The following is a 23,904-nucleotide window of genomic DNA, read 5'->3' as shown; positions in this document are numbered from 1 at the left end:
TTAGATAAATGTCATAGTAAACTAACAATAGACAAGTATTTCATGGAAGAAAAGGACGTGTAAAAAAATGCATACAAATATGTGGGTTGTGGATAATGTTGTGGAAATAAAAAAAGATTATCCACAATTACAAGAAGCAGCAAGATTATTAAGAGAAAATGAAGCGATTGCCTTTCCAACTGAAACGGTGTATGGACTAGGCGCAAATGCGATGAATGATGAAGCGATTGCGAAAATTTTTGAAGCAAAAGGTAGACCGAGTGATAATCCACTTATTGTCCACATTGGTGCAAAATCACAATTAGGGGAAATTGTTAGAGAGATTACGCCAGTTGCAGAAGTATTAATGAAGCATTTTTGGCCGGGACCATTAACGATTATTTTGCCTAAAAAAAATGGGATTTCAGAGAAGGTTACAGCAGGATTAGATACGGTTGGAGTGAGAATGCCTGATCATCCAGTAGCGCTTGCTCTTATTGAAGCAGCGAATGTACCAGTTGCAGCACCAAGTGCCAATCGTTCTGGACGTCCAAGTCCGACACTTGCGCATCACGTATATGAGGATTTAAATGGGAAAATTGCTGGTATTGTTGATGGCGGTGCAACTGGTGTTGGTGTTGAATCAACCGTAGTAGATTGCACAAGTGAAGTGCCAACGATTTTACGTCCAGGCGGTATTACAAAGGAACAATTAGAAGAGGTAATCGGAACCGTTTCTTTAGATCCTGCACTAAAAGATGAAAAAGAGAAACCGAAGGCGCCAGGAATGAAATATACGCATTATGCACCGAAAGCACCACTTAGTATCGTTGAAGGATCTCGTGAGTTCATTCAACAACTTGTGGATAAAAAGAAAGAAGAAGGATATACGGTGGGTGTATTAACAACAGAAGAGTATCAACATGTGTATAAAGCGGATGTTGTGCTATCTTGTGGTGTGCGAAGTGATTTAGCAAGTGTTGCGACGAAATTATATGATGTGTTGCGTACGTTTGATGCAAGTAAAGTAGATGTAATTTTTAGTGAGTCATTTCCGAATGAAGGAATTGGAAATGCAATTATGAACCGTTTAACGAAAGCGGCAGGGCATCATATTATTATTGAAGAGTAGGCGAGTAAAAAATTAAAATCTATTTTTTAGGGTGGAAGAGAGGACATAGCCATGGATAGAAGCGGTCATTGTCTTTTTCTTCGCCCTCTTCAGTTAGAACAGAATGAGGAAATGAGCGCGGGGTTACTTTTTATTTTCATAGCCTGTAATTTGAAGGAGAATTTTCACTTTATCCCGCTATTTTAGGACAGTAACACTCCCACCTCAAAGTTCAGCGAAAGTAAAGAAGTTAGGCGAGAGATGAACGGCCTGTAAAAGACCAATTGGTGAGGGGTGATGAAAGTTTCACTTTATAGAGACGACTTGCATAGATTCTATTTTTCCTCGGATGAGCATATTGTGAAGTAGCACGTCCGAGGAGGGACAAAATGACGGTTGAACAGCTAGTACCTTTAATTATAATGGCAGTTGCCTTAGGAATGGATGCATTTTCTGTAAGCCTCGGCATGGGGATGGTAACGTTAAGAATGCGACAAATCATTTATATCGGTATGACAATAGGGCTGTTCCATATTGTTATGCCGTTTCTTGGTATGATACTAGGTCGTTTTTTATCAGAGAAGTTTGGTCATATTGCGACTGTTGCTGGGGCTATTTTGTTAATTGGATTAGGTTTTTATATTGTGTACTCAGCAATTTTAGAAGGGGAAGAGACAAGATCTGCTCCTGTAGGAATAAGTTTATTGGTATTTGCATTTGGTGTGAGTATTGATAGTTTTTCAGTTGGGCTCAGCCTAGGGATTTACGGAGCGCAAATGATTGTAACAATCTTATTATTTGGGTTGGTTAGTATGGTACTAGCATGGGGTGGTTTACTAATTGGAAGACATGCAAAGCGTTTGCTTGGTATGTATGGTGAGGTGCTTGGTGGTCTCATTCTTGTTGGTTTTGGACTTACCCTTCTTTTTCCAATGTAATCTTGTTACCAATAACCAATGATAGTGAGAGAGGTCGATGACCATTTTAGACTCTTTTATCTTCTTCTATGAATCCCCTACTTATACTGGTGGAGGATTTTTTATAAGACGAAAAATCCCCTCCAAGTAATAGTGTAACACCCATGTATGTACATGGTCTTTTTACACTGTCTACTTAAAGGGGATAATACCATAAGCTGGTCTTTTCTTTGTTACGAAAGGATGGAGCTGCCTCTATCAGAAGCTCCATCCCCCTCCCATTCTGAACGAGCCACTTCCGCTTTTAGAGATATCCAGCTCCGACGGCTAGAATCTCCGGTCATTTCGCCCCCTCGGTCGAAGCCAAAAGCGCTTCTCAGTCGGGAGCTCCAATGCCCTGCGATTCTGAGCAAGCCGTCTCCGCCTTTAAATAGGCCTTACAAGCTCGAATTGTTCTCCTAGTTTTGCGTAGTTGTGTCCTGCGAGTCTGCTTACTGGTTTTAGTCCTTCTGCATGAATTCGGCCGTTTTCATATAAATGTTCTGCGACGTGGAAGCGGACGACGCGGCCGATTAGTAGGTCGCATGCTGGAGAGTCTTCTGTTCCACCTAGTGGGATGGCGCGTTCTAATATACATTCCATTCGAATGTTTGCCTCTTTTACGCCCGGTACCGAGATGACATCGCTTTCGATAGGGGTTAGTTTCGCTAACTCAATTTCACTTTGATTTGGAGGAAGGTTTGCAGCAGTTTCATTGATGGCCTCCACATAAGATTCATCGGAAATATGTACAACAAATTCACCTTTTTCAATGGCGTTTCGAGAAGTATCTTTGCGTTCTCCTCCTTTACGTTGCACTGAAACAGAGATGAGCGGTGGATTAGCAGCGACGATATTAAAATAGCTATATGGAGCCCCGTTTAAAACACCATCTTTTGTTACAGAAGTCACGAATGCTACAGGGCGCGGAATAATACTCCCTGTTAATAATTTGTAATTATCTTTTTCTGTTTGTTCATTTGGATTAATCGAAAGCATATTTGTAATCTCCCTTCCTCGATATGAATACTCTTTGTTTGTTTACAAGATGAGGAGGGAAAATTCCTGCTAAAAAATATTTTTTGGCGGTTTTTGTAAAATTCACGAAGAAAACTTTACACTTCGGTAAACAAGCTTCAATAACAAGACCATAATGTGCATGTTCCACGTTTTGTCAGCGATACTCTTCAAAGAAAATAACTATTCTCTTTGTTCTTTCTTTCTTTTTCTCCTAACTATACTGACTATTAACATGATTAAAGGTAAAAAAAGCCCAACTGACAACGAATAGGCTATAGTTGCTGTAGCGTCGAAGTTTTGTTGTTTTACGACGTCTTCATACATAATGATAGAAAGAACACCTACAATCATCGCTAAAGGTAATACTAATGAGCGATAATATTTCAGATTCAAAATTTGTGTAATACCTAAAACAGAAGCGTAAAAATAAAGAGCCATCTTAAAATAGATCGTAATAAACCACATGATCGCTATTGTTCCTTCGATACGTTGGATAAAATCACCTACGTTTATTTTTCTTGCTAGTATAAAGCTTGGATAATTGTGTCTTGCAGTAGTTTCGGCACCTAAAACCAAAATGCTTAAAATTGTGATGATAATAATGACAACTCCCCCAATTATATTTCCAATATAAAACGATTTTCTGGCTTCTTTCGGTTGATTAACTAAGGCAGGAAAAATCATTAATAAAATCACAGAGTTTACAGAAGATGTAGTAATCAAGTGTAAGGATGCTCGTAATATCGTTTTTGTCTCTACCTCAAATACAGGTTGAATATTTTCAAACTTGATTTGTGGAATAAGAAAGACGACTAAAATGATAAAAAGGATAAAGAAAATAGGCATGAATATTTCTGCGGAGCGAGCGATTGTTTCGAGTCCAAGACGTACTCCCATTACCAAAATGAGTATCATCAATAGGTTAAGGGCCAGGGCGGGTGTATTAGGCATCATATGTGTGTTTAAAAAGCTACCATTATAAATCAAAAGAATAGAAGTATAAAGTAATGGCATAGAAACAAAGAAAAGAGACACTGTTTTCCCTAACCATTTTCCAAACAATTGTTCATTGATTTGTACAATAGTCATGTTAGGAAAATTACGAACTAAAGTGTTAAATATCCATATTACAAAAACTCCTATCCCTGTACCCACTAGAGATACAATCCAAGCGTCTTGCTTTGCTTCGGCCGCTAATCCTCCTGGAATAATTAAGATAGTCGTACCAATTGTAAATAAAGTTACTAAAGTTAAAAATTGATGTGAATTGATCTTTTCATTTTTTACAATAGGAACCTACCCCATTTTCTCATTAGTTTATACCTACCCAATAGAATTCTTAAAAAGAAAATCTTTTTTAAATAATCCTGAGTAAAAGTTTCACTTTACATTATCTGGTGAGGTTTTGTTATTTCATAAGTATGGTCAGGTTTTAACAGTTCCATAACAATTTCCGTATCCAGTAGAAGATATTCGAGGGGGGAATTATTTTGTTGGATTTTGGTAATGGGAATGCTATACCGTACTTATTGGAGGTTCAAGTATAATTCAAGTTTAATTGGTAAAAATGAACCTGAAAGAACAAGGTCGAGTAATAGTTATGCGAAAAATCACCGTGAATCAAGAGATTGTTTTCGTAGGTATTCACTAACGTGTTTTTAAATCCTTCGATTACAAATAACGGCTATGAAGTGAAATAGATTTCAAAATTTATATAAGCAATGAATCAACATTATGAGAGAGGATAAATTGTATGCGTTTTTTTAAGAAACAAAGAAAAAACAGTGTAATATACTCCTCATTCGAGCAAGAAGATGAAAATAAGGAAGATAAAAAAGTCCTATTAAAAACGAGCCTCGAAGGAAATATTCAATATGTAAAGAAAATGCTTGGGAATAGTAGCGATATAGTGATTAGAGAAATACAAATTGGTAAAGAGGGATTTATTAAAGCGGGCATTCTCTATACGGATGGATTGGTAGATACGAATTCCATTCAGAACTTTATTTTGGAATCGCTCATGTTAGATATTCCTATCGAACAGAATCAAACCATATCACCTCAACAGAACGTTTTACAAATATTGAAAGATCGTATTCTTACGGTTGGAGATATAAAAGATGTTACTGAATTCAGTTCTTTATTCAATTCTTTGTTATCAGGGGATGTTATCTTCTTATTGGATGGGCATGAACAAGGTTTCATGATCTGTATGCGCGGTTGGAGAGACCGTGGTGTAATGGAATCTAGTACGGAAACCGTCGTTCGAGGGCCTAAAGAAAGTTTTACGGAGAGCTTGCGTACCAATACGGCACTAATTCGCCGAAAAATAAAAGCCCCCAATCTTTGGGTTGAATCGAAAAAGATTGGAATAATAACCCAAACAGATGTGGCGATCGTGTATATTGATGGGATTGCGAATGATAGAGTTGTCGAAGAAGTGCATAGGCGTCTAAATAAAATTGATATCGATGGGGTTCTAGAGAGTGGTTATATTGAGGCATTGATTGAAGATGAACCGTTCAGTCCTTTTCCGACTGTATTTCATTCGGAACGACCTGATGTGATTGCTGCAGAGCTTTTAGAAGGAAGAATTGCTATCGTAGTGGATGGAACGCCGATTGTTCTAGTTGTCCCGGCACTGTTCGTTTCTTTCATACAGGCTGCGGAAGATTATTATCAACGTGCAGACATTAGTACTCTTATTCGTTTGCTTCGTTTTTTAAGTGTTTTTACCGCTCTACTAGGACCATCCCTATATATTGCCATCACTACGTTTCATCAAGAAATGTTACCAACTCCTCTGTTAATCGGTTTAGCTGCTCAACGGGAAGGAGTTCCCTTTCCTGCATTCATTGAAGCTCTCATGATGGAAGTGGCATTTGAAATTTTGCGAGAAGCCGGTTTACGAATGCCAAAGGCTATTGGACAAGCGATATCTATTGTAGGAACATTAGTGATTGGTACTGCAGCAGTTGATGCGGGGATTGTATCGGTTGCTATGGTAATCGTTGTTGCAGTGACGGCGATTTCAAGTTTTGTGCTCCCTGCATCTACCTTTTCTATGTCTATTAGGATACTCCGTTTCCCAATGATGGTGCTTGCCGCCTCTTTTGGCTTATTCGGGATATTCATTGGGTTTATTGCACTTATTCTTCACTTGTGCAGCTTGCGTTCTTTTGGGATTCCTTATATGAGCCCTTTTGGTCCTTTTATCCGTGAGGACATTAAAGATACGTTTATTCGGGTCCCTCTATGGCGGATGTTCTCTCGCCCGCGTTTAATTAGTCAAAAAAATGTTAGACGTGAACAAAATTCAGCTCCGAAACCGCCTCGAGATAAAGTTTAAATGAGCATAAAAGCTATCAATTCTAAAAATGAAAAACCTGTCTAGTTGGAATTGATAACGTCAGTAGTGATACCAATTTCAAGCTTGCAAAAAGGGATAAGTATAGATAGGTATAAAGACTTGACGACTAGATGCCTCTATATCCCTATTCTCTAATAAATCAAAGGAAGAAAGGAGTACACAAAAGTGATGGCTGTTGCTGGAATCTTTGTCATTGTCACTGCCATTATTGCGATCGATGTTCCTTTTCTGTTAAAAGAAAAATTAAAAGGAGAGTTATGGGTATTTTCTATTCTTCTATTCTTCGGTACTTCGTTAAGCGTTGCTACCGCCTTGAAAATTAATATTCCAAATCCGCTAGATTGGATTACGGCTATTTATAAGCCGCTGTATTACGTTATTGAGGGATTATTAAGGTGAAAATGATTTTACATAGTTGCAATTTTTGGGAACTGCCGATCCAATACAGAATAAATGAAACTTTCCTCTTAGATATAAGCATGTATAAATAAATTCGAAAGGTGTTTAATCTATGAAACGCTACTTTACAATGCTTATCATACTGCTTGTATTTCTATTATTTACTACAGGCTGCTGGAATCGTCGTGAATTAAATGAATTGGCTATCACATTAGCCTTAGGAATAGATCGTACAATGGATGGACAATATCTTGTAACCGCCCAGGTGGTAAATCCAGGAGAAGTAGCTATTACAAAAGGCGGTGGCAGTGGTGGCCGTTCACCGGTAGTTATCTATCAGGCGAAAGGGCAAACCATATTTGAGGCGATCCGAAAAATGACAAAGGACTCCCCGCGGAAAATTTATCCTTCACACCTTCGGATGCTCGTAATTGGTGAGTCATTAGCGAAAAAAGGAATTGGCAAATCGTTAGATCTTCTCTCGAGGGACTGGGAACTACGATCAGATTTTTATATCGCTGTAGCTAAGGGAATGAACGCAGAAGATGTTTTGAAGGTGCGTACACCTGTAGAAAAAATACCTGCTAATAAATTGTTTAATACCCTTAAGGCCTCATCAGAAGCATGGTCAGCGACAAGTTTCGTTACATTAGACAAGCTAATTGCAGATATGGTAAGTGATGGGAAACAACCAGTGTTAACAGGAATCTCCTTACATGTAAAAGATGATGAAGAAGCAGCTCTAAGTAAACAGAATATAGAAGTGATTGATACTCCTGCTCGAATACTTTTTCAAAAATTAGCAGTATTTAAAAAAGATAAATTAGTTGGTTGGTTAAATGAGAAACAAAGCAAGACGTATAATGTCATTACGAACAATGAGTCAAGTACAGTTGTGAATGTATCGTGTCCAAAAGGGGGGAAATTTGTTTATCAAGTGATGAACTCAAACACAGAAATGAAGGGTAAGATAAAGAATGGAAAGCCGGAGATAGATCTAAATATTCGTGTGAAAGGTAATGTCGGTGAATTAGCATGCGATATCGATTTAAAAAAAACGGGATCGATTGAAAAATTAGAGGAGATTTATGAAAAAGAATCGGTGGAATTCTTTAAAACAGCAATAAAAGAAGTACAGGAAAAATATAAAATAGATATATTTGGATTTGGAGAAGCGATTCATCGAGCTGATCCTAAAACTTGGAAAAAACTCAAAAAAGATTGGAATGAAAATTTCGAGAACTTGCCCGTAAATCTACATATACAAGGAGAAATCGAACAGGTAGGAACAGTAACTAATTCTTTTTTTGAAAAAATAAAGTAACTTGTTTAGTTTATACAAGGACTAGAGATTCGAAAATAGCGGTCAAAAATCTATTCAAAATTATGCATGTTTAGCGTGAAATTTAATTTTAAGCAAGTGTTACATAGATCAAAGCTATAAGAACACTAAAAGACCATCAAGCAAAAACTTGATGGTCTTTTAGGTATTTGAGTTTTAGAAATAAAACACTTCATTATTTGTGGTTCAATAACTATCTTGAAATTGAGATAAATAATTAAAGTAAAACGTAAGCGCCAGGGCCAGTTAATGCAACACCAACTGCAACTGCGATTAAGATCATGTTATATTCAAATCCATTTTGTGTTACCCAGTAGCCATTTTTGCCATGGACTGTAAAGATTGCAACTAGCATTGTACCTACGATAAATAATGCGCCAACCCAAGTGAAGATACCTGCTGCGAATAAGAATCCACCTAACAGTTCAGTTGCACCAGCCATAAATGCCATAAATACGCCAGGGCGTAAGCCGATTGATTCCATCCATCCGCCTGTTCCTTTTAGGCCGTGACCACCAAACCAACCGAATAATTTTTGAGCACCATGACCCATGAATGTAATTCCGATAATAAGACGAATAATAATAAGACCGATGTCCATCATTTATAAAACCTCCAAAAAGTTATTTACTTACATTACGTAAGTAAATAATAAATAAGTTACTTATTTTAGTCAAGTTATTTTCGTAGAAAATATGAAGAAAATTTTACAAATCGACAATAAAAAACAAATACGTCGTAAAGACCTCTAGATAAGCGAGTGGAAAAAAGAGAAAATATAAGAAAGAAGTTAATTCTGATAATTGTTATTCAGACAATCTGAATTGACTGGAATTTTGCAAAGCGATACAATAAGAGTCTATGGGTAATAACGTGATTCTTTTCGAAAGCGTTTTTACAATATAATATTTGAAGTATGAAGTCTTACATGTATCTCAATTATTACTAGGGATTGCCCTATACATTTTCAACCTAATTATAAGGAGGACTATCCTATGTTTAAAAAATTATTTGGTCTTGGTTCAAAAACAAATGCAGAAACAATTGTAGCTCCATTAACTGGAGAAGTGAAAAATATTGAGGAAGTACCAGATCCAGTATTCGCTGGTCGTATGATGGGTGACGGTGTTGCAATCGTTCCAACTGAAGGTGTAGTTGTATCACCAGTAGACGGTGAAATCGTACAATTATTCCATACAAAACATGCTGTTGGAATTAAAGCGAAAAACGGTACAGAAATCTTAATCCATGTTGGTTTAGAAACTGTAAAAATGGAAGGCGAAGGTTTCGAAGCTCACGTGTCGGAAGGACAAGCTGTGAAAGCTGGCGACAAATTAATTTCTTTCGATTTAGAATTAATTCGCGAAAAAGCAAAAAGCACAATTACGCCAATCGTTATTACAAATACAGATGCAGCTGAATCTATTAATACAACTGTAGGTGTTTCAGCTACAAAAGGTTCAACAGAAGTAATGAAAGTTACAATGAAGTAATAATTTTTTGTAAGGAATCCACTTTATATGAAATGGATTCCTTATTTTATTTTATGGTGGGACTTTTCCAGTGGATGTTTCCGTCAAGTATGTTATTATATTTAAGGCACTTGAAACTAGGGTTTCACATATATGTGGATAAGGCGCATTTCTCTTAGAAAAAATAAAGGAGAAATGCGCCTTTTGTATGTTCACATTTCTTTTGTTCCATTGTTAAGTACGTTATGATAAATGTAGAACATTCACTATAAGGAGTGAGCTTGGATGAAGCGAGTGTTATTTGTTTGCACTGGAAATACATGTCGTAGCCCAATGGCAGAGGCGTTGCTTCGTCACTATGGGAAAGGGAATTTTGAGGCGAAGTCTGCTGGTGTTTTTGCCAATCCTGGAAGTGATGCATCTTTGCATGCAAAAGATGCATTAGCCGAAAAGGGAATTAAGGCAGCACATGCTTCGCAGCAAATTACAGAAGAATTACTTGAGTGGGCTGATATGATACTTACGATGACAGAAAGCCATAAACAACTTGTGCTCGGGCACTATCCGAGTGCTGGGAAAAAGGTGTATACATTTTATGAATTTGTAGAGGGTACAAGTAAGGATATTTCAGATCCGTTTGGCGGTTCTCTCTCTATTTATAAATCGACATTAGTAGAGATGGAAAAACTTGTACAAACTTTATTGAAAAGACATTCAGAAGGTTAATGTTTCGTGTATAATACGATATTGGAGATGATCTTGCTCGGAATGAGCAAGTAAGGATAAGTACTTTACAATCATTTATCAGTGGGCTAAAGAACCCTACTCGATAGAAGTTTCACTAAAATTTTGGAGGGGTAAATAATGAAAGTAGTAGTAGCATCTGATCACGGTGGAATGAATATCCGCAAAGAAATCGTAAGTTTATTAGAAGAACTAAATATTGAATATGTTGATTTAGGGTGTGAATGTGAAGCGGGTTCTGTTGATTATCCTGATTTTGCATTTCCAGCGGCAGAAATGGTTGCAAACGGTGAAGTAGACCGTGGTATTTTAATTTGTGGGACAGGTATTGGGATGTCAATTGCAGCAAATAAAGTACACGGTATTCGTTGTGCGTTAGTTCACGATACATTTAGTGCAAGAGCAACAAGAGAACATAATGATACAAATATGTTAGCGATGGGTGAGCGCGTAATTGGTGCTGGTTTAGCACGTGATATCGCAAAAATTTGGCTAACAACTGATTATGAAGGTGGACGTCACGAAAACCGCGTAGGGAAAATTAAAACATACGAAACGAAGTAATTTTCTATTGGGCATACTAATTTGTTGAACCAATCTGTGAAAGGAAGAGGCGTCATGACGGAAATAGTAAAAGTGAAAGAGCAAATGCAAACATCGCTTTCTGATTTTCAAAAGCAAGCTTCACTGCAAAGCGGTCAAATTTTTGTAGTGGGCTGTAGTACGAGCGAAGTGCTAGGAGAGAGGATTGGGACATCGGGAACGATGGAAGTAGCAGAAGTGATTTTTTCTGAGCTAAAACAATTTCAAGCGCAAACGGGTATAGAATTGGCATTCCAATGTTGTGAACATTTAAATCGTGCTTTAGTAGTTGAGGGAGAAGTGGCAATGAAGTATCAACTTGAAATTGTAACCGTTACGCCCGTTAGATCAGCCGGTGGTGCATTAGCAACATATGCCTATCACTATCTAAAGGATCCTGTAGTAGTGGAGTTTATAAAAGCAGATGCAGGTATGGATATCGGTGATACCTTTATTGGTATGCATCTAAAACATGTTGCAGTTCCAATTCGCACAAGTGTAAAAGAGATTGGAAGTGCACACGTAACGATGGCCAAAACACGTGCGAAACTTATTGGTGGTGCGCGTGCTGTGTATGCGGCAGTAGAAGAAACAGTTACTTGTAGCTAAAGATAAAGTGAAACTTTCGTCAGTGAGGACATCCCCTACTGATGAAAGACCTTCACGAATTGTGCATCGATAGGCGGTTATTTGTTATCTACCATTTGCACCTTAAGGTAGAGCGCTTACAGCTTGTGAATAGTGGGATGAAAAAGAAACAGAAATGTAGTATCTCATATAAAGAGGTATGTAGTCTGACTTTATCAAAGATAAAAAGAAAAGACCAAACTCGGTCTTTTTTTTCTTTTATGATATAGAAAGTCATGTTAGAATGTAGTTGAAAACATGAAGGTTCTAAAGAATTACAACTTGAATTTTCGTTTTTTTCTCAATAAATTAAGAAAAAACTATCGGGAATCAGTGTAATTCGTTCAGAAAAGGGGGATTTTGGTGGATCATTTAAAACGTCAAGATGAAAAGGTATTTGCTGCAATTGAAGCAGAACTAGGAAGACAACGTTCGAAAATTGAATTAATCGCTTCGGAAAACTTCGTAAGTGAAGCTGTAATGGAAGCACAAGGTTCTGTTTTAACAAACAAGTATGCAGAAGGGTATCCTGGTAAACGTTACTATGGAGGTTGTGAGCATGTAGACGTAGTAGAGGATATTGCACGTGATCGCGTAAAAGAAATCTTTGGCGCAGAGCATGTGAACGTTCAACCACACTCTGGTGCACAAGCGAATATGGCTGTATACTTCACGATTTTAGAGCAAGGCGATACAGTACTTGGTATGAATTTATCCCACGGTGGTCACTTAACACACGGAAGCCCTGTTAACTTCAGTGGGGTACAATATAATTTCGTAGAATATGGCGTAGATGCTGAATCACATCGCATCAATTATGATGATGTGTTAGCAAAAGCGAAAGAACATAAACCAAAACTAATCGTTGCAGGTGCAAGTGCGTACCCTCGTGTTATCGATTTCAAGAGATTCCGTGAAATCGCGGATGAAGTTGGTGCATACTTAATGGTAGATATGGCACATATTGCAGGTTTAGTTGCAGCAGGCTTACATCCAAACCCAGTGCCACATGCACATTTCGTTACAACAACAACACATAAAACATTACGTGGCCCACGTGGCGGTATGATTTTATGTGAAGAAAAATTTGCAAAGCAAATTGATAAATCAATCTTCCCTGGTATTCAAGGTGGACCACTTATGCACGTAATTGCTGCGAAAGCTGTTGCATTCGGTGAGGCACTTCAAGATGACTTTAAAATATATGCACAAAACATCATTAATAATGCAAATCGCTTAGCGGAAGGTCTTCAAAAAGAAGGACTTACACTTGTTTCTGGTGGAACAGACAACCATCTTATCTTAATTGATGTTCGTAACTTAGATATTACAGGTAAAGTAGCAGAGCATGTATTAGATGAGGTTGGTATTACAGTGAACAAGAACACAATTCCATTTGAAACAGCAAGCCCATTTGTAACAAGTGGCGTACGTATCGGTACAGCAGCAGTAACATCTCGTGGCTTCGGATTAGAAGAAATGGATGAAATTGCATCAATCATTGCTCATACATTAAAAAATCATGAGAATGAAGCTGCACTAGAAGAAGCAAGGAAGCGTGTAGAAGCATTAACAAATAAATTCCCAATGTATACAGATCTATAATAGATGAGATGAAGACTGCTGAAGCATATATTGTTTCAGCAGTCTCTTTTTTATTTGAAACACAAATTCTTAATAGATAGTTTTTTAGAATATCGTTTATTCAACATTTTCTTTATATACAGGAAAAATAATGTAATATTATTCGTGGAAAACATATACATTTGCGCACGTAATGAATGGATGATGGTGGTCAGTCTTATCAAATTGCTATGTTGAAATCAGCTGGAGAAAATGTATTTGAAAAAGATACAATTCAGTTCTGGGGTGTTCCAGTTGGTCCGTCATCTTTTGAAAATGTTTCTGGTGGAACAACAAATGTACAGTTCTTTGTTGGTTCTCATGTAGAAAAGTTATAATTTCATATTTTAAATAGTAGAGAAAGAAAGCAGCCTAAATAAAAAAATAACGGCTGCTTTTTTATAAAAAATAATAATAGGTTAGAAGGGCATATATTGTCTCTCAAGTATGTATACAAACGGTGAAGAAATTTTGGATATATAATGAAGGATAGGACTTCCATAATTGGTAAAGATACTGGGTAGGTTCATGATGAATTTGATATTTTTCCAAATTTGCCCTTGAATATTAGTAGCGTTTTCTTTACAATCGTAAATAGTGCAAAACGGCGTGTACACACGCATGAATATCATCTGAAGGAGAGATTCACATGGGAAAACTGTATGTATTTGATCACCCGTTAATTCAACATAAGATTACATATATTCGCGATAAAAATACAGGTACAAAAGAATTTCGTGAATTAGTGGATGAAGTAGCAAGCTTAATGGCATTTGAAATTACACGCGACCTTCCACTTGAAGAAATCGAAATTGAAACACCTGTAAGCAAAGCGAAAACAAAAGTAATCGCTGGTAAAAAGTTGGGTCTAATTCCAATTTTACGTGCAGGCTTAGGAATGGTAGATGGAATTCTGAAATTAATTCCAGCAGCAAAAGTAGGACACGTTGGTTTATACCGTGATCCAAAAACATTGCAACCGGTAGAATACTATGTGAAACTTCCAACGGATGTAGAAGAACGTGACTTTATCGTACTTGATCCGATGTTAGCAACAGGTGGTTCTGCGGCTGAAGCAATTAACTCTCTGAAAAAGCGCGGTGCGAAGCAAATTAAATTAATGTGTATCGTAGCTGCCCCAGAAGGAGTAAAAGTAGTACAAGAAGAACATCCTGATGTTGATATTTATGTAGCGGCATTAGATGAGAAATTAAATGACCATGGTTATGTTGTTCCAGGTCTTGGCGATGCTGGTGACCGTTTATTTGGAACGAAGTAAGACAACAGACGAGAGGGGATTCCCTGCTCGTCTTTTTTATATGTAAATAAGGGGAGTAGGGGAGGGGACCTGAATCTATATGTGTATGGGATTTTTTGTATATACAACATAACTTGCATATATATCACATATAATATAGAAGTCTAACTTCTATGGAACACTATACTATAGAAGAAAAACGTTATATCGTAAAAATGTAATCGTGACAAACTTGTGAACTTTTTCTTCTATTATAAGAGAAAAACTTCTAGAAATTGCATATCTTTCACCAGTATTTAGAAGGGGAACGTTTTCATTTTTGGCAAGAAATTACTGATACTCAAATTTTTTGATTTTTTACGATTTCTCGTTGACAGTGCTAATACCCTATTGTATGCTAACAACGGGGATAGATGGTAGGGCTTTCAGTGACAAATTTGCATCTATTCCGTGACGAAAAAGTAAACTTTTTATTTTGTATAGAATTTATACAAAAAAATGAGTTATTATTAACACATCGTGAATGAGGGTTACATATTGGAGGGATGAATCCTTGCAAAAAAACGATCGCAACCCGGTAAAAGCTTATGCTTTAATGTCAGGTATTCTTGCTCAGCTAGTCGGTTCCATTCTTGTTGGGATTTTTGGTGGGCAATGGATTGATAGCAAGGTTGGAACGTTTCCGTTGTTTCTCATTATAGGCTTATTGCTAGGGTTAGGAACAGGGATTTACGCAATGATTCGACTCATTCGACATTACTATTCGGGAGAGCAATGATGATAGACGTACATGGACTTGTCCAAAGACAAAAGAAATATATGTACTACTTGCTTGCGCTTCTAGTGCTAGGATGGGGATTTACCTCTTACAAGGATGTATTTCTTGGGCTGATTATCGGAACGATTTTCAGTTTTCTTAGTTTGCGCATCATTGCACGTAGAACAGACAAGCTATTAGATCGCGTTACCAATGGAGAAAACGTGAAATTTAAAGCGACGGCTGTTAGTACATATTCGAGGTTTGCCACGATTGGGTTATTAATTTTATTTGCAGCGAAATATCAGCATTTAATTGCGATGTGGAGCTTAGGTGTAGGATTGCTGACAGGATACCTTGTCATGATCATAGATTTTCTTTATTTAGAGTATAAGAGCAGGGAAGAGAGGTGAATTACTAGTGGAACACGGTAAATTAGTTGAATTTCTAGGTTTAACGTTCGATTTATCCTCAGTCATGATGGTTACTGTTGCAGCACTTATTGTTTTCATAATCGCTGTTATCGGGACTCGTAGCTTAGCTCTTCGTCCAACAGGAATGCAAAACTTCTTTGAATGGATTTTAGACTTCGTGAAAGGGATCATTAACAGTACGATGGACTGGAAAACAGGTGGACGCTTCTTAACACTCGGCGTTACGCTTATGATGTTTATTTTCGTATCAAACATGCTCGGTCTACCATTCATGTACTCAACAACTGAGGCTGGCGAACACATTGCATGGTGGAGATCGCCAACGTCTGACCCAGCAGTTACATTAACATTAGCCGTGATGGTAGTTACCCTCACCCATTATTATGGAATTAAGATGAAGGGTACGAAAGAATACTTAAAAGGTTATTTCCAACCTATGAAATTCTTATTCCCATTAAAGGTTATTGAAGAATTTGCTAACACATTGACGTTAGGTCTTCGTCTATTCGGTAACATCTATGCAGGTGAGATTTTATTAGGATTACTTGCTAAATTAGGTGGAGCTACAGTACTTGGAGCATTGGGTGCTATTGTGCCAATGTTAGCGTGGATGGGATTCAGTGTATTCGTTGGTTCAATCCAAGCGTTTATCTTTACAATGTTAACAATGGTTTATATGGCTCATAAAGTAAGTCATGACCATTAATATACTTTAATAAGTAAGTAAAAAAATCTATTTTTTTATAATACAAAGGAGGACAAATTAAATGAGTTTAGGTGTAATCGCAGCTGCAATTGCAATTGGTTTATCAGCATTAGGTGCAGGTATTGGTAACGGTCTTATCGTATCACGTACAATCGAGGGTGTTGCTCGTCAACCAGAATTAAAAGGCGCACTTCAAACAATTATGTTCATCGGGGTTGCATTAGTTGAGGCACTTCCAATCATCGGTGTAGTTATTGCATTCATCGTAATGAACAAATAAGGGAGACTCCCCTTACATAGATGGCGAAGAGTGTTTTTAGACTTTCTTCGCCATTGCTTTATGAACGAAATGTATGTCTTTTTTTTTCATATGGTCAAATTAGATATCTCGAAGGGAGTGAATCCTTGTGCCAACTTTAATTTTAGGAGCTGCCATTCCATTTGGAACAATCGCTTATACATTGCTAGTTTTCCTAATTTTATTAGTAATGCTACGTAAATTTGCTTGGGGTCCTTTAATGGGAATTATGAAGGAACGTGAAGAGCATGTTGCTAATGAAATCGACGCTGCAGAACAAAACAATGCAGAGGCGAAGAAGTTAGTAGAAGAACAACGTGAAATGTTAAAACAATCACGTGTTGAAGCACAAGAGTTAATCGAAAGAGCGAAAAAGCAAGCTGAAGATCAAAAAGATGGTATTGTTGCTGCTGCTAAAGAAGAAGCAGAATCAATTAAAGCATCTGCAGTACAAGAAATTCAACGCGAAAAAGAGCAAGCAATTGCTGCTCTGCAAGAACAAGTCGCTTCTTTATCTATTCAAATTGCTTCTAAAGTAATTGAAAAAGAACTAAAAGAAGAAGATCAAGTGAAGTTAATTCGCGATTATATTAAAGAAGTAGGAGAAGCGCGATGAGCAATGAGATTGTAGCAAAACGTTATGCTGTCGCTCTTTTTCAAATTGCAAAAGAAAAACACGTATTAGAAATGTTTGAAGAAGAATTACGCCTTGTACAAAACGTTTTTGTAAAAAACGGAGAACTACATAGCTTTTTAACACAACCAAACATTTCAAAGGAGCAGAAAAAAACGTTCCTTTCTAACGTATTCTCTTCTGTTTCTGAATCAATTTTAAATACGTTATATATTTTAATTGATAACAAACGCATTGAAATTCTACCTGAAATTGCAAATGAATATGTCGTTCTTGCTAATGAAGAACGTAACGTAGCAGATGCAACTGTATACTCAGTTCGTCTTCTATCAGAAGAGGAAAAGCTTAACATTGCAGAATCATTTGCAAAGAGAACAGGAAAAGATGCAATTCGTATTAAAAATGTTGTAGATGAAGATTTACTAGGCGGCATTAAAGTACGCATCGGAAATCGCATTTATGATGGTAGTTTACAAGGAAAGTTAGCACGTATTCAGCGTGAACTTATGAAGAATAGATAGGGGTGAAGCACATGAGCATCAGAGCTGAAGAAATTAGCGCACTGATAAAGCAACAAATCGAGAACTATCAGTCTGAAATCGAAGTTAGTGATGTTGGTACAGTTATCCAAGTTGGTGATGGTATCGCACGTGCTCATGGTCTTGATAACGTTATGGCTGGTGAACTTGTAGAGTTCTCTAACGGCGTTATGGGACTAGCACAAAACTTAGAGGAAAACAACGTAGGTATTATTATTTTAGGACCTTACACAGAAATCCGTGAAGGTGACGAAGTTCGTCGTACTGGTCGCATCATGCAAGTGCCAGTAGGGGAAGAACTAATTGGTCGTGTTGTAAACCCATTAGGTCAACCAGTAGATGGTTTAGGCCCAATCAATACAACAAAAACTCGTCCAATCGAAAGTCCAGCACCAGGTGTAATGGATCGTAAATCTGTTCATGAGCCACTTCAAACAGGTATTAAAGCGATCGATGCTCTTGTACCAATTGGTCGTGGTCAACGTGAGTTAATCATCGGTGACCGTCAAACAGGTAAAACGGCAGTTGCACTTGATACAATCATTAATCAAAAGGATGAAGATATGATTTGTATCTACGTTGCAATTGGCCAAAAAGAATCTACAGTACGTAACGTAGTAGAAACACTGCGTAAGTACGGTGCATTAGAGTACACAATCGTTGTAACTGCATCAGCTTCTCAACCAGCTCCATTATTATACTTAGCTCCTTATGCTGGTGTAACAATGGGTGAAGAGTTCATGTACAACGGAAAACACGTATTAGTAGTATATGATGACTTATCAAAACAAGCAGCTGCTTACCGTGAGCTGTCATTACTATTACGTCGTCCTCCAGGTCGTGAAGCATATCCAGGGGATGTATTCTACTTACACTCTCGTTTACTAGAACGTGCAGCAAAATTAAGCGATGCAAAAGGCGGCGGTTCTTTAACGGCTCTACCTTTCATCGAAACACAAGCAGGGGACGTATCAGCTTACATCCCAACAAACGTAATCTCTATCACAGATGGACAAATCTTCTTACAATCTGACTTATTCTTCTCTGGCGTACGTCCAGCAATCGATGCAGGTACTTCAGTATCTCGTGTTGGTGGATCTGCTCAGATTAAAGCGATGAGTAAAGTATCAGGTACACTTCGTCTTGACCTTGCATCTTACCGTGAGTTAGAAGCGTTCGCTCAGTTCGGTTCTGACCTTGATAAAGCAACACAAGCGAAATTAAACCGTGGTGCTCGCACAGTTGAAGTATTAAAACAAGGATTACACAAACCACTGCGAGTAGAGAAACAAGTTATCATTCTTTACGCTCTAACACGTGGATTCCTAGATGATATCCCAGTAGTAGATATCACTCGTTTTGAAGAAGAATTCCATGCTTGGTTAGATTCAAATGCAGCTGATTTATTAAGTGAAATTCGCACAACGAAAAAACTTGCGGATGACGACAAATTTGCAGCAGCAATTAACGGATTTAAGAAAGTATTCGTAGCTTCTGAATAATGATAAAAAGCGGAGGTGGCTTGTCCAGAAGGGGAGGGCATTGGAACTCCTGACAAAGAGGCGCTTTTTGCCTCGCAGGAAGGGGTGAAATGACCGACCCTTCTAGCCACCGCAGCTAGATTGAATAAAAAAGCGGAAGCGGCTCGTGCCGCTGAAACTAGATGATATAAATAGGCAACTCCTACAGGGATTGCTGACGGTTATGTAAAGGAAAAGAGTAGGTGCACCTATTCTTTTCCTTCAATCATGAGCAAGAAGATCTTGCAACGTAGATTAGAAAGATGAACGAAAGGGATTCTTACTAATCGTGCCAACTTCCGGAAAAAAGGTGGTGAAAACCTGTGGCATCTTTACGCGATATAAAAGCGAAAATTAACTCGACTAAGAAAACGAGTCAAATTACGAAAGCGATGGAGATGGTATCTGCATCGAAATTAAACCGTGCAGAACAAAATGCTAAATCTTTCGTTCCGTATATGGAAAAGATTCAAGAAGTAGTAGCGAGTATTGCGCAAGGTAGCAAAGGAATTAATCATCCAATGCTAACAGCACGCCCTGTAAAACGTACAGGATACATCGTTATTACATCTGATCGTGGACTAGCAGGTGGTTATAACAGTAACGTATTACGTACGGTAAGTAACGTAATTCGTGAACGTCATAATATGGATTCAAACCAATATTCAATTATTGTGCTTGGACGACTAGGACGTGATTATTTAAAACGTCGTGGCTTTAACATCATTGATGAAGTAGTTGGATTATCCGATCACCCATCATTTACAGATATTAAAGACCTTGCTTCTCGAGCAATTGCGATGTTCGCAGATGGTGCTTATGATGAACTGTATATTTACTACAACCATTTTGTAAGTAAAATTTCACAAGAAGTAACGGAAAATAAAATTTTACCGCTTACGGACGTGACGTCTGACAAACCGACGACAGCTTATGAATTCGAACCTTCTGAAGAAGATATCTTAAAAGTATTATTGCCACAATACGCAGAAAGCTTAGTGTACGGTGCATTACTAGATGGTAAAGCAAGTGAACACGCAGCGCGTATGACAGCAATGAAGAGTGCTACAGACAACGCAATGGAAGTTATCGATTCACTTACACTTTCATTCAACCGTGCTCGACAAGCAGCGATTACGCAAGAAATTACAGAAATCGTTGGTGGAGCGGCAGCGTTAGAATAGTAATAAAAAGCGAAAGCGGTTCGTTCAGAACAGGAGGACGTTGGAGCTCCTGACGAAGAGGCGTTCTGTGCCTCACAGGAAGGCGCGAAACGACCGACTGTTCTAGCCGCTGGAGCTAGATTCATAAAAAGCGAAAGCGGTTCGTTCAGAAGAGCCGCCTCAGTTAAACTAATAAAAAAATGAAAGCCGACTCTCATAGAAAGCTGGCTAATTTAAAGAAAGCTAGGAGGGAACCCGATGAATAAAGGGCGCGTTACGCAAATCATGGGTCCGGTTGTAGACGTTAAGTTTGACGGCGGAAAGCTACCTGAAATCTACAATGCCCTTAGAATTAAACAAGACGCAGTTAACTTAACTTTAGAAGTGGCGCTTCACTTAGGTGATGACACAGTTCGTACGGTTGCGATGTCTTCTACAGATGGACTTGTTCGTGGTACAGAAGTAGAAGATACTGGTAAACCAATTTCTGTTCCAGTTGGTGATGCAACACTTGGTCGTGTATTTAACGTATTAGGTGATGCAATTGACTTAGATGGTGAAGTTCCTGCGGATGTACGCCGTGATCCAATTCACCGTCAAGCACCTGCGTTCGAAGAGTTATCTACGAAAGTAGAAATTCTTGAAACTGGTATTAAAGTAGTAGACTTACTTGCTCCTTACATTAAAGGTGGTAAAATCGGTCTATTCGGTGGTGCCGGTGTAGGTAAAACAGTATTAATCCAGGAGTTAATTAATAACATCGCACAAGAGCACGGTGGTATTTCTGTATTCGCTGGTGTAGGTGAGCGTACTCGTGAAGGTAACGACTTATACCACGAAATGAGCGATTCTGGCGTAATCAAGAAAACAGCGATGGTATTCGGACAAATGAACGAGCCACCTGGTGCACGTCAACGTGTTGCATTAACAGGATTAACAATGGCTGAACATTTCCGTGATGAGCAAGGACAAGACGTACTATTGTTCATCGATAACATCTTCCGTTTCACGCAAGCGGGTTCTGAAGTATCTGCCCTTCTTGGTCGTATGCCATCTGCGGTAGGTTACCAACCAACACTTGCAACAGAAATGGGTCAATTACAAGAACGTATTACATCTACAAATAAAGGGTCTATCACGTCTATCCAAGCGGTATATGTACCAGCCGATGACTACACTGACCCAGCACCAGCTACAACGTTCGCTCACTTAGATGCAACAACAAACTTAGAGCGTCGTTTAACACAAATGGGTATTTACCCAGCGGTAGATCCATTAGCATCTACATCTCGTGCGCTTTCTCCAGAAATCGTAGGAGACGAGCATTACGAAGTAGCGCGTCAAGTGCAGCAAACACTTCAACGCTATAAAGAACTTCAAGATATCATCGCTATCTTAGGTATGGATGAGTTATCTGAAGAAGATAAGTTAGTTGTACATCGCGCTCGTCGCATTCAATTCTTCTTATCACAAAACTTCCACGTAGCGGAGCAGTTTACAGGTCAAAAAGGTTCTTATGTACCTGTAAAAGAAACAGTTCGTGGTTTCAAAGAAATTCTAGAAGGTAAATACGATGACCTTCCAGAAGATGCATTCCGTCTTGTTGGTAGCATTGAAGAAGTTATTGAAAACGCGAAGAAAATGATGGCGTAAGGCCTTAGGAGGGACGAATTATGAAGACATTTCCAGTCAGTATTGTAACTCCTGATGGACCGGTTTACGAAAAAGAAGTAGAAATGGTAAGTGTAAAAGCAGAGAGTGGGGAAATGGGGATCTTACCAGGTCACATTCCAACTGTTGCACCATTAAAAATTAGTGCAGTTCGCCTGAAAAATGGTGGACACACTGATTATGTAGCAGTAAGCGGTGGCTTTATCGAAGTTCGTCCAGATAAAGTAACTGTATTAGCACCATCTGCTGAGGAAGCAAACCATATCGATATCCATCGTGCAAATGAAGCGAAGCGTCGCGCTGAGCAACGTATGCAAGATAAACAAGCACATGTTGACTTTAGACGTGCAGAAATGGCACTACAACGTGCTGTGAACCGTTTGAACGTTTCCGATATGAAATAAAAAAATCCGTAAAGGTTCATTCCTTTACGGATTTTTTTGTTTTTCCGTTTTATCTCTAATATATATCATAAAAACTTCCCAAAAATGGTATAATTATTATATTTCTACCTGAAGTAGAGTATGCAAGGCACTGTAATTTGACAGCTTTGAGGAAAGAGGAGATAAGAAAGTGATTAGTGAAATGAAACGAGAAGCGTTACAATCGTTAAAAGGAAAATGGGGGCTTGGTGTTGGTTCTACTATTTTATATGTTATTTTAAGTTATGTTATATCAACAATTGCAACATTTATTGTCATCATTCCTGCTGTTATTTTATTTTTATCAGTTGGTGATTCTATCAACTTTTTTGAGAGAGAAACAGCGACAGCAGGCTTTATTGTTACGTTGATTATTCTTTATGCTCTTATGGCAATTGTGAGCCTTGGTTCATATGGCATTACATCATATGGTTACACGAATGTATCGCTAAATATTAGTAGAAGACAAGGTGCTACAATAGATGCTTTATTTGAAGGATTTCGTGGTTTCAAAAGAATGATGAATACTGTAAAAGCGATGATTTTAATCTGTTTATATTCTGGAATTTGGATTCCTATGGTGCTACTGGTTATCGTTGGCTTGTTAGGGGAAGAGGGGAAAGGCGCTGATGAAGGATCGGCTATTGCCTTTTTTGTATTATTATTTATTTCATTTATTGTCATTATTATTTCATATTTTTCGTATGCAATGACATATTACGTGATGATTGATCATCCGGAATATGGGGCTTTACAAGCGATGAAAGTAAGTAAAGAAATCATGAAAGGGCATAAAATGGATTTATTCCTTTTATGGCTTAGCTTTATCGGTTGGGCGATACTAGCGCTCATTCCTTTTGGGCTTGGATTTTTTTGGCTTTCTCCATACTTGAGTACAACAACAGCACATTTTTATCAAAATATATCAAAAGAAAGATAGTATGCACCTAAATTTAGGGATATAATGAAACGAATGGTATATCGATATAATAATATCGTTTGTAGGTTTTCTTATTCTATGACGTATTTTATTTTAAATGATCACCCAGAGTATACAGCGAATCAAGCAATTACGGAAAGTCGTCGTATGATGGATGGACATAAAATGGACTATTTCTTATTATGTTTAAGTTTTCTAGGTTGGTTTATATTAAGTATCTTTACTTTAGGAATTGGATTCTTATGATCACCCCCATACTTCTACACAACATCGGCAGCATTTTATGAGGAAATCTCAAAAGAATATTATAAAAATGAAGGTACTACTTTCTAATAAA

The 23,904-nt window shown here is 37.9% G+C and carries 27 protein-coding genes and 1 pseudogene; 25 read left to right on the top strand and 3 right to left on the bottom strand.

All coding sequences use genetic code 11. The features are described from left to right. Positions 1-67 precede the first annotated feature (67 nt). Both HRG09_RS09080 and HRG09_RS09075 read left to right on the top strand, forming a co-directional pair. Positions 68-1,111, top strand: coding sequence for an L-threonylcarbamoyladenylate synthase (locus HRG09_RS09080; protein WP_174100480.1), 1,044 nt, complete (start codon positions 68-70; stop codon positions 1,109-1,111). Positions 1,112-1,479: 368 nt separating this feature from the next. After that, a complete protein-coding gene (locus HRG09_RS09075) occupies positions 1,480-2,028 on the top strand; it encodes a manganese efflux pump MntP (protein ID WP_174100479.1) in 549 nt (182 codons plus the stop codon). Positions 2,029-2,433: 405 nt separating this feature from the next. Here the strand turns inward: HRG09_RS09075 and HRG09_RS09070 are convergent, their stop codons facing one another. After that, positions 2,434-3,045, bottom strand: a complete 612-nt coding sequence (locus HRG09_RS09070) for a flavin reductase family protein (RefSeq protein ID WP_098557877.1) — start codon at positions 3,043-3,045, stop codon at positions 2,434-2,436. A gap of 201 nt (positions 3,046-3,246) precedes the next feature. Continuing rightward, positions 3,247-4,338 carry a GerAB/ArcD/ProY family transporter gene (locus tag HRG09_RS09065; RefSeq protein WP_309232069.1) on the bottom strand — a complete coding sequence of 364 codons (1,092 nt, stop codon included), beginning with the start codon at positions 4,336-4,338 and terminating at the stop codon, positions 3,247-3,249. 481 nt (positions 4,339-4,819) lie between these two features. Here HRG09_RS09065 and HRG09_RS09060 point away from each other — a divergent pair, with 481 nt between their 5' ends. From HRG09_RS09060 to HRG09_RS09050, 3 genes are all read left to right on the top strand, one after another. Next, positions 4,820-6,415: a spore germination protein gene (locus HRG09_RS09060; protein ID WP_174100478.1), complete on the top strand. Its 1,596-nt coding sequence runs from the start codon at positions 4,820-4,822 to the stop codon at positions 6,413-6,415. A 189-nt stretch (positions 6,416-6,604) separates the two neighbouring features. Continuing rightward, on the top strand, positions 6,605-6,835 hold the full coding sequence (locus tag HRG09_RS09055) for a hypothetical protein (RefSeq protein WP_174100515.1): 231 nt from the start codon (positions 6,605-6,607) through the stop codon (positions 6,833-6,835). A gap of 112 nt (positions 6,836-6,947) precedes the next feature. Then, positions 6,948-8,159, top strand: coding sequence for a Ger(x)C family spore germination protein (locus tag HRG09_RS09050; RefSeq protein ID WP_174100477.1), 1,212 nt, complete (start codon positions 6,948-6,950; stop codon positions 8,157-8,159). A gap of 235 nt (positions 8,160-8,394) precedes the next feature. Here the strand turns inward: HRG09_RS09050 and HRG09_RS09045 are convergent, their stop codons facing one another. Continuing rightward, positions 8,395-8,781 (bottom strand): DoxX family protein, encoded by a 387-nt coding sequence (locus tag HRG09_RS09045; protein ID WP_174100476.1) that lies wholly within the window; start codon positions 8,779-8,781, stop codon positions 8,395-8,397. A 391-nt stretch (positions 8,782-9,172) separates the two neighbouring features. On the opposite strand from HRG09_RS09045, the gene HRG09_RS09040 reads away from it, so the two are divergent. The 20 genes and pseudogenes from HRG09_RS09040 to HRG09_RS08945 all read left to right on the top strand — a co-directional run. Then, positions 9,173-9,670: a PTS sugar transporter subunit IIA gene (locus HRG09_RS09040; protein WP_000473658.1), complete on the top strand. Its 498-nt coding sequence runs from the start codon at positions 9,173-9,175 to the stop codon at positions 9,668-9,670. Between the two features lie 264 nt (positions 9,671-9,934). Continuing rightward, the gene (locus tag HRG09_RS09035) at positions 9,935-10,375 is read left to right on the top strand and encodes a low molecular weight protein arginine phosphatase (RefSeq protein ID WP_174100475.1); all 441 of its coding nucleotides are present in this window, start codon (positions 9,935-9,937) and stop codon (positions 10,373-10,375) included. Positions 10,376-10,513: 138 nt separating this feature from the next. After that, positions 10,514-10,957, top strand: coding sequence for a ribose 5-phosphate isomerase B (gene rpiB / locus HRG09_RS09030; protein ID WP_174100474.1), 444 nt, complete (start codon positions 10,514-10,516; stop codon positions 10,955-10,957). Between the two features lie 54 nt (positions 10,958-11,011). Further along, on the top strand, positions 11,012-11,584 hold the full coding sequence (locus tag HRG09_RS09025) for a TIGR01440 family protein (RefSeq protein ID WP_174100473.1): 573 nt from the start codon (positions 11,012-11,014) through the stop codon (positions 11,582-11,584). Positions 11,585-11,965: 381 nt separating this feature from the next. Further along, positions 11,966-13,207: a serine hydroxymethyltransferase gene (glyA, locus tag HRG09_RS09020; protein ID WP_174100472.1), complete on the top strand. Its 1,242-nt coding sequence runs from the start codon at positions 11,966-11,968 to the stop codon at positions 13,205-13,207. A gap of 176 nt (positions 13,208-13,383) precedes the next feature. Further along, complete coding sequence (locus tag HRG09_RS09015) at positions 13,384-13,563, top strand: hypothetical protein (protein WP_174100471.1); 180 nt, start codon at positions 13,384-13,386, stop codon at positions 13,561-13,563. 311 nt (positions 13,564-13,874) lie between these two features. Then, positions 13,875-14,504: a uracil phosphoribosyltransferase gene (gene upp, locus HRG09_RS09010; protein WP_003202275.1), complete on the top strand. Its 630-nt coding sequence runs from the start codon at positions 13,875-13,877 to the stop codon at positions 14,502-14,504. Between the two features lie 392 nt (positions 14,505-14,896). After that, positions 14,897-15,010: a DUF4024 domain-containing protein gene (locus HRG09_RS09005; protein WP_174100470.1), complete on the top strand. Its 114-nt coding sequence runs from the start codon at positions 14,897-14,899 to the stop codon at positions 15,008-15,010. A gap of 26 nt (positions 15,011-15,036) precedes the next feature. Beyond that, positions 15,037-15,261, top strand: coding sequence for an AtpZ/AtpI family protein (locus tag HRG09_RS09000; RefSeq protein WP_001171217.1), 225 nt, complete (start codon positions 15,037-15,039; stop codon positions 15,259-15,261). Next, positions 15,261-15,653, top strand: coding sequence for an ATP synthase subunit I (locus HRG09_RS08995; protein WP_000567602.1), 393 nt, complete (start codon positions 15,261-15,263; stop codon positions 15,651-15,653). The genes HRG09_RS09000 and HRG09_RS08995 overlap by 1 nt, the downstream gene beginning before the upstream one ends. Positions 15,654-15,660: 7 nt before the next feature. Continuing rightward, a complete protein-coding gene (atpB, locus tag HRG09_RS08990; RefSeq protein ID WP_174100469.1) occupies positions 15,661-16,380 on the top strand; it encodes a F0F1 ATP synthase subunit A in 720 nt (239 codons plus the stop codon). A gap of 61 nt (positions 16,381-16,441) precedes the next feature. Next, positions 16,442-16,660 carry a F0F1 ATP synthase subunit C gene (atpE, locus tag HRG09_RS08985; RefSeq protein ID WP_000052064.1) on the top strand — a complete coding sequence of 73 codons (219 nt, stop codon included), beginning with the start codon at positions 16,442-16,444 and terminating at the stop codon, positions 16,658-16,660. 127 nt (positions 16,661-16,787) lie between these two features. Beyond that, the gene (gene atpF / locus HRG09_RS08980) at positions 16,788-17,294 is read left to right on the top strand and encodes a F0F1 ATP synthase subunit B (RefSeq protein WP_001142602.1); all 507 of its coding nucleotides are present in this window, start codon (positions 16,788-16,790) and stop codon (positions 17,292-17,294) included. Further along, positions 17,291-17,833, top strand: a complete 543-nt coding sequence (locus tag HRG09_RS08975) for a F0F1 ATP synthase subunit delta (RefSeq protein ID WP_000064098.1) — start codon at positions 17,291-17,293, stop codon at positions 17,831-17,833. Before atpF ends, HRG09_RS08975 begins: the two co-directional genes overlap by 4 nt. Before the next feature lie 11 nt (positions 17,834-17,844). After that, on the top strand, positions 17,845-19,353 hold the full coding sequence (atpA, locus tag HRG09_RS08970; RefSeq protein WP_174100468.1) for a F0F1 ATP synthase subunit alpha: 1,509 nt from the start codon (positions 17,845-17,847) through the stop codon (positions 19,351-19,353). Between the two features lie 341 nt (positions 19,354-19,694). Beyond that, positions 19,695-20,555: a F0F1 ATP synthase subunit gamma gene (gene atpG / locus HRG09_RS08965; RefSeq protein WP_174100467.1), complete on the top strand. Its 861-nt coding sequence runs from the start codon at positions 19,695-19,697 to the stop codon at positions 20,553-20,555. Between the two features lie 237 nt (positions 20,556-20,792). Further along, positions 20,793-22,187 carry a F0F1 ATP synthase subunit beta gene (gene atpD / locus HRG09_RS08960; RefSeq protein WP_174100466.1) on the top strand — a complete coding sequence of 465 codons (1,395 nt, stop codon included), beginning with the start codon at positions 20,793-20,795 and terminating at the stop codon, positions 22,185-22,187. Between the two features lie 20 nt (positions 22,188-22,207). Then, positions 22,208-22,609: a F0F1 ATP synthase subunit epsilon gene (gene atpC, locus HRG09_RS08955; RefSeq protein WP_174100465.1), complete on the top strand. Its 402-nt coding sequence runs from the start codon at positions 22,208-22,210 to the stop codon at positions 22,607-22,609. A 169-nt stretch (positions 22,610-22,778) separates the two neighbouring features. Further along, on the top strand, positions 22,779-23,567 hold the full coding sequence (locus HRG09_RS08950; RefSeq protein ID WP_174100464.1) for a DUF975 family protein: 789 nt from the start codon (positions 22,779-22,781) through the stop codon (positions 23,565-23,567). A gap of 54 nt (positions 23,568-23,621) precedes the next feature. Next, positions 23,622-23,900 (top strand): annotated as a pseudogene (locus tag HRG09_RS08945) (DUF975 family protein); the annotation flags it as partial. Positions 23,901-23,904 lie beyond the last annotated feature (4 nt).

The organism is Bacillus sp. Xin1, assembly GCF_013314535.1.
Classification (GTDB): domain Bacteria; phylum Bacillota; class Bacilli; order Bacillales; family Bacillaceae_G; genus Bacillus_A.
This window is presented reverse-complemented; position numbering and strand designations above follow the sequence as displayed.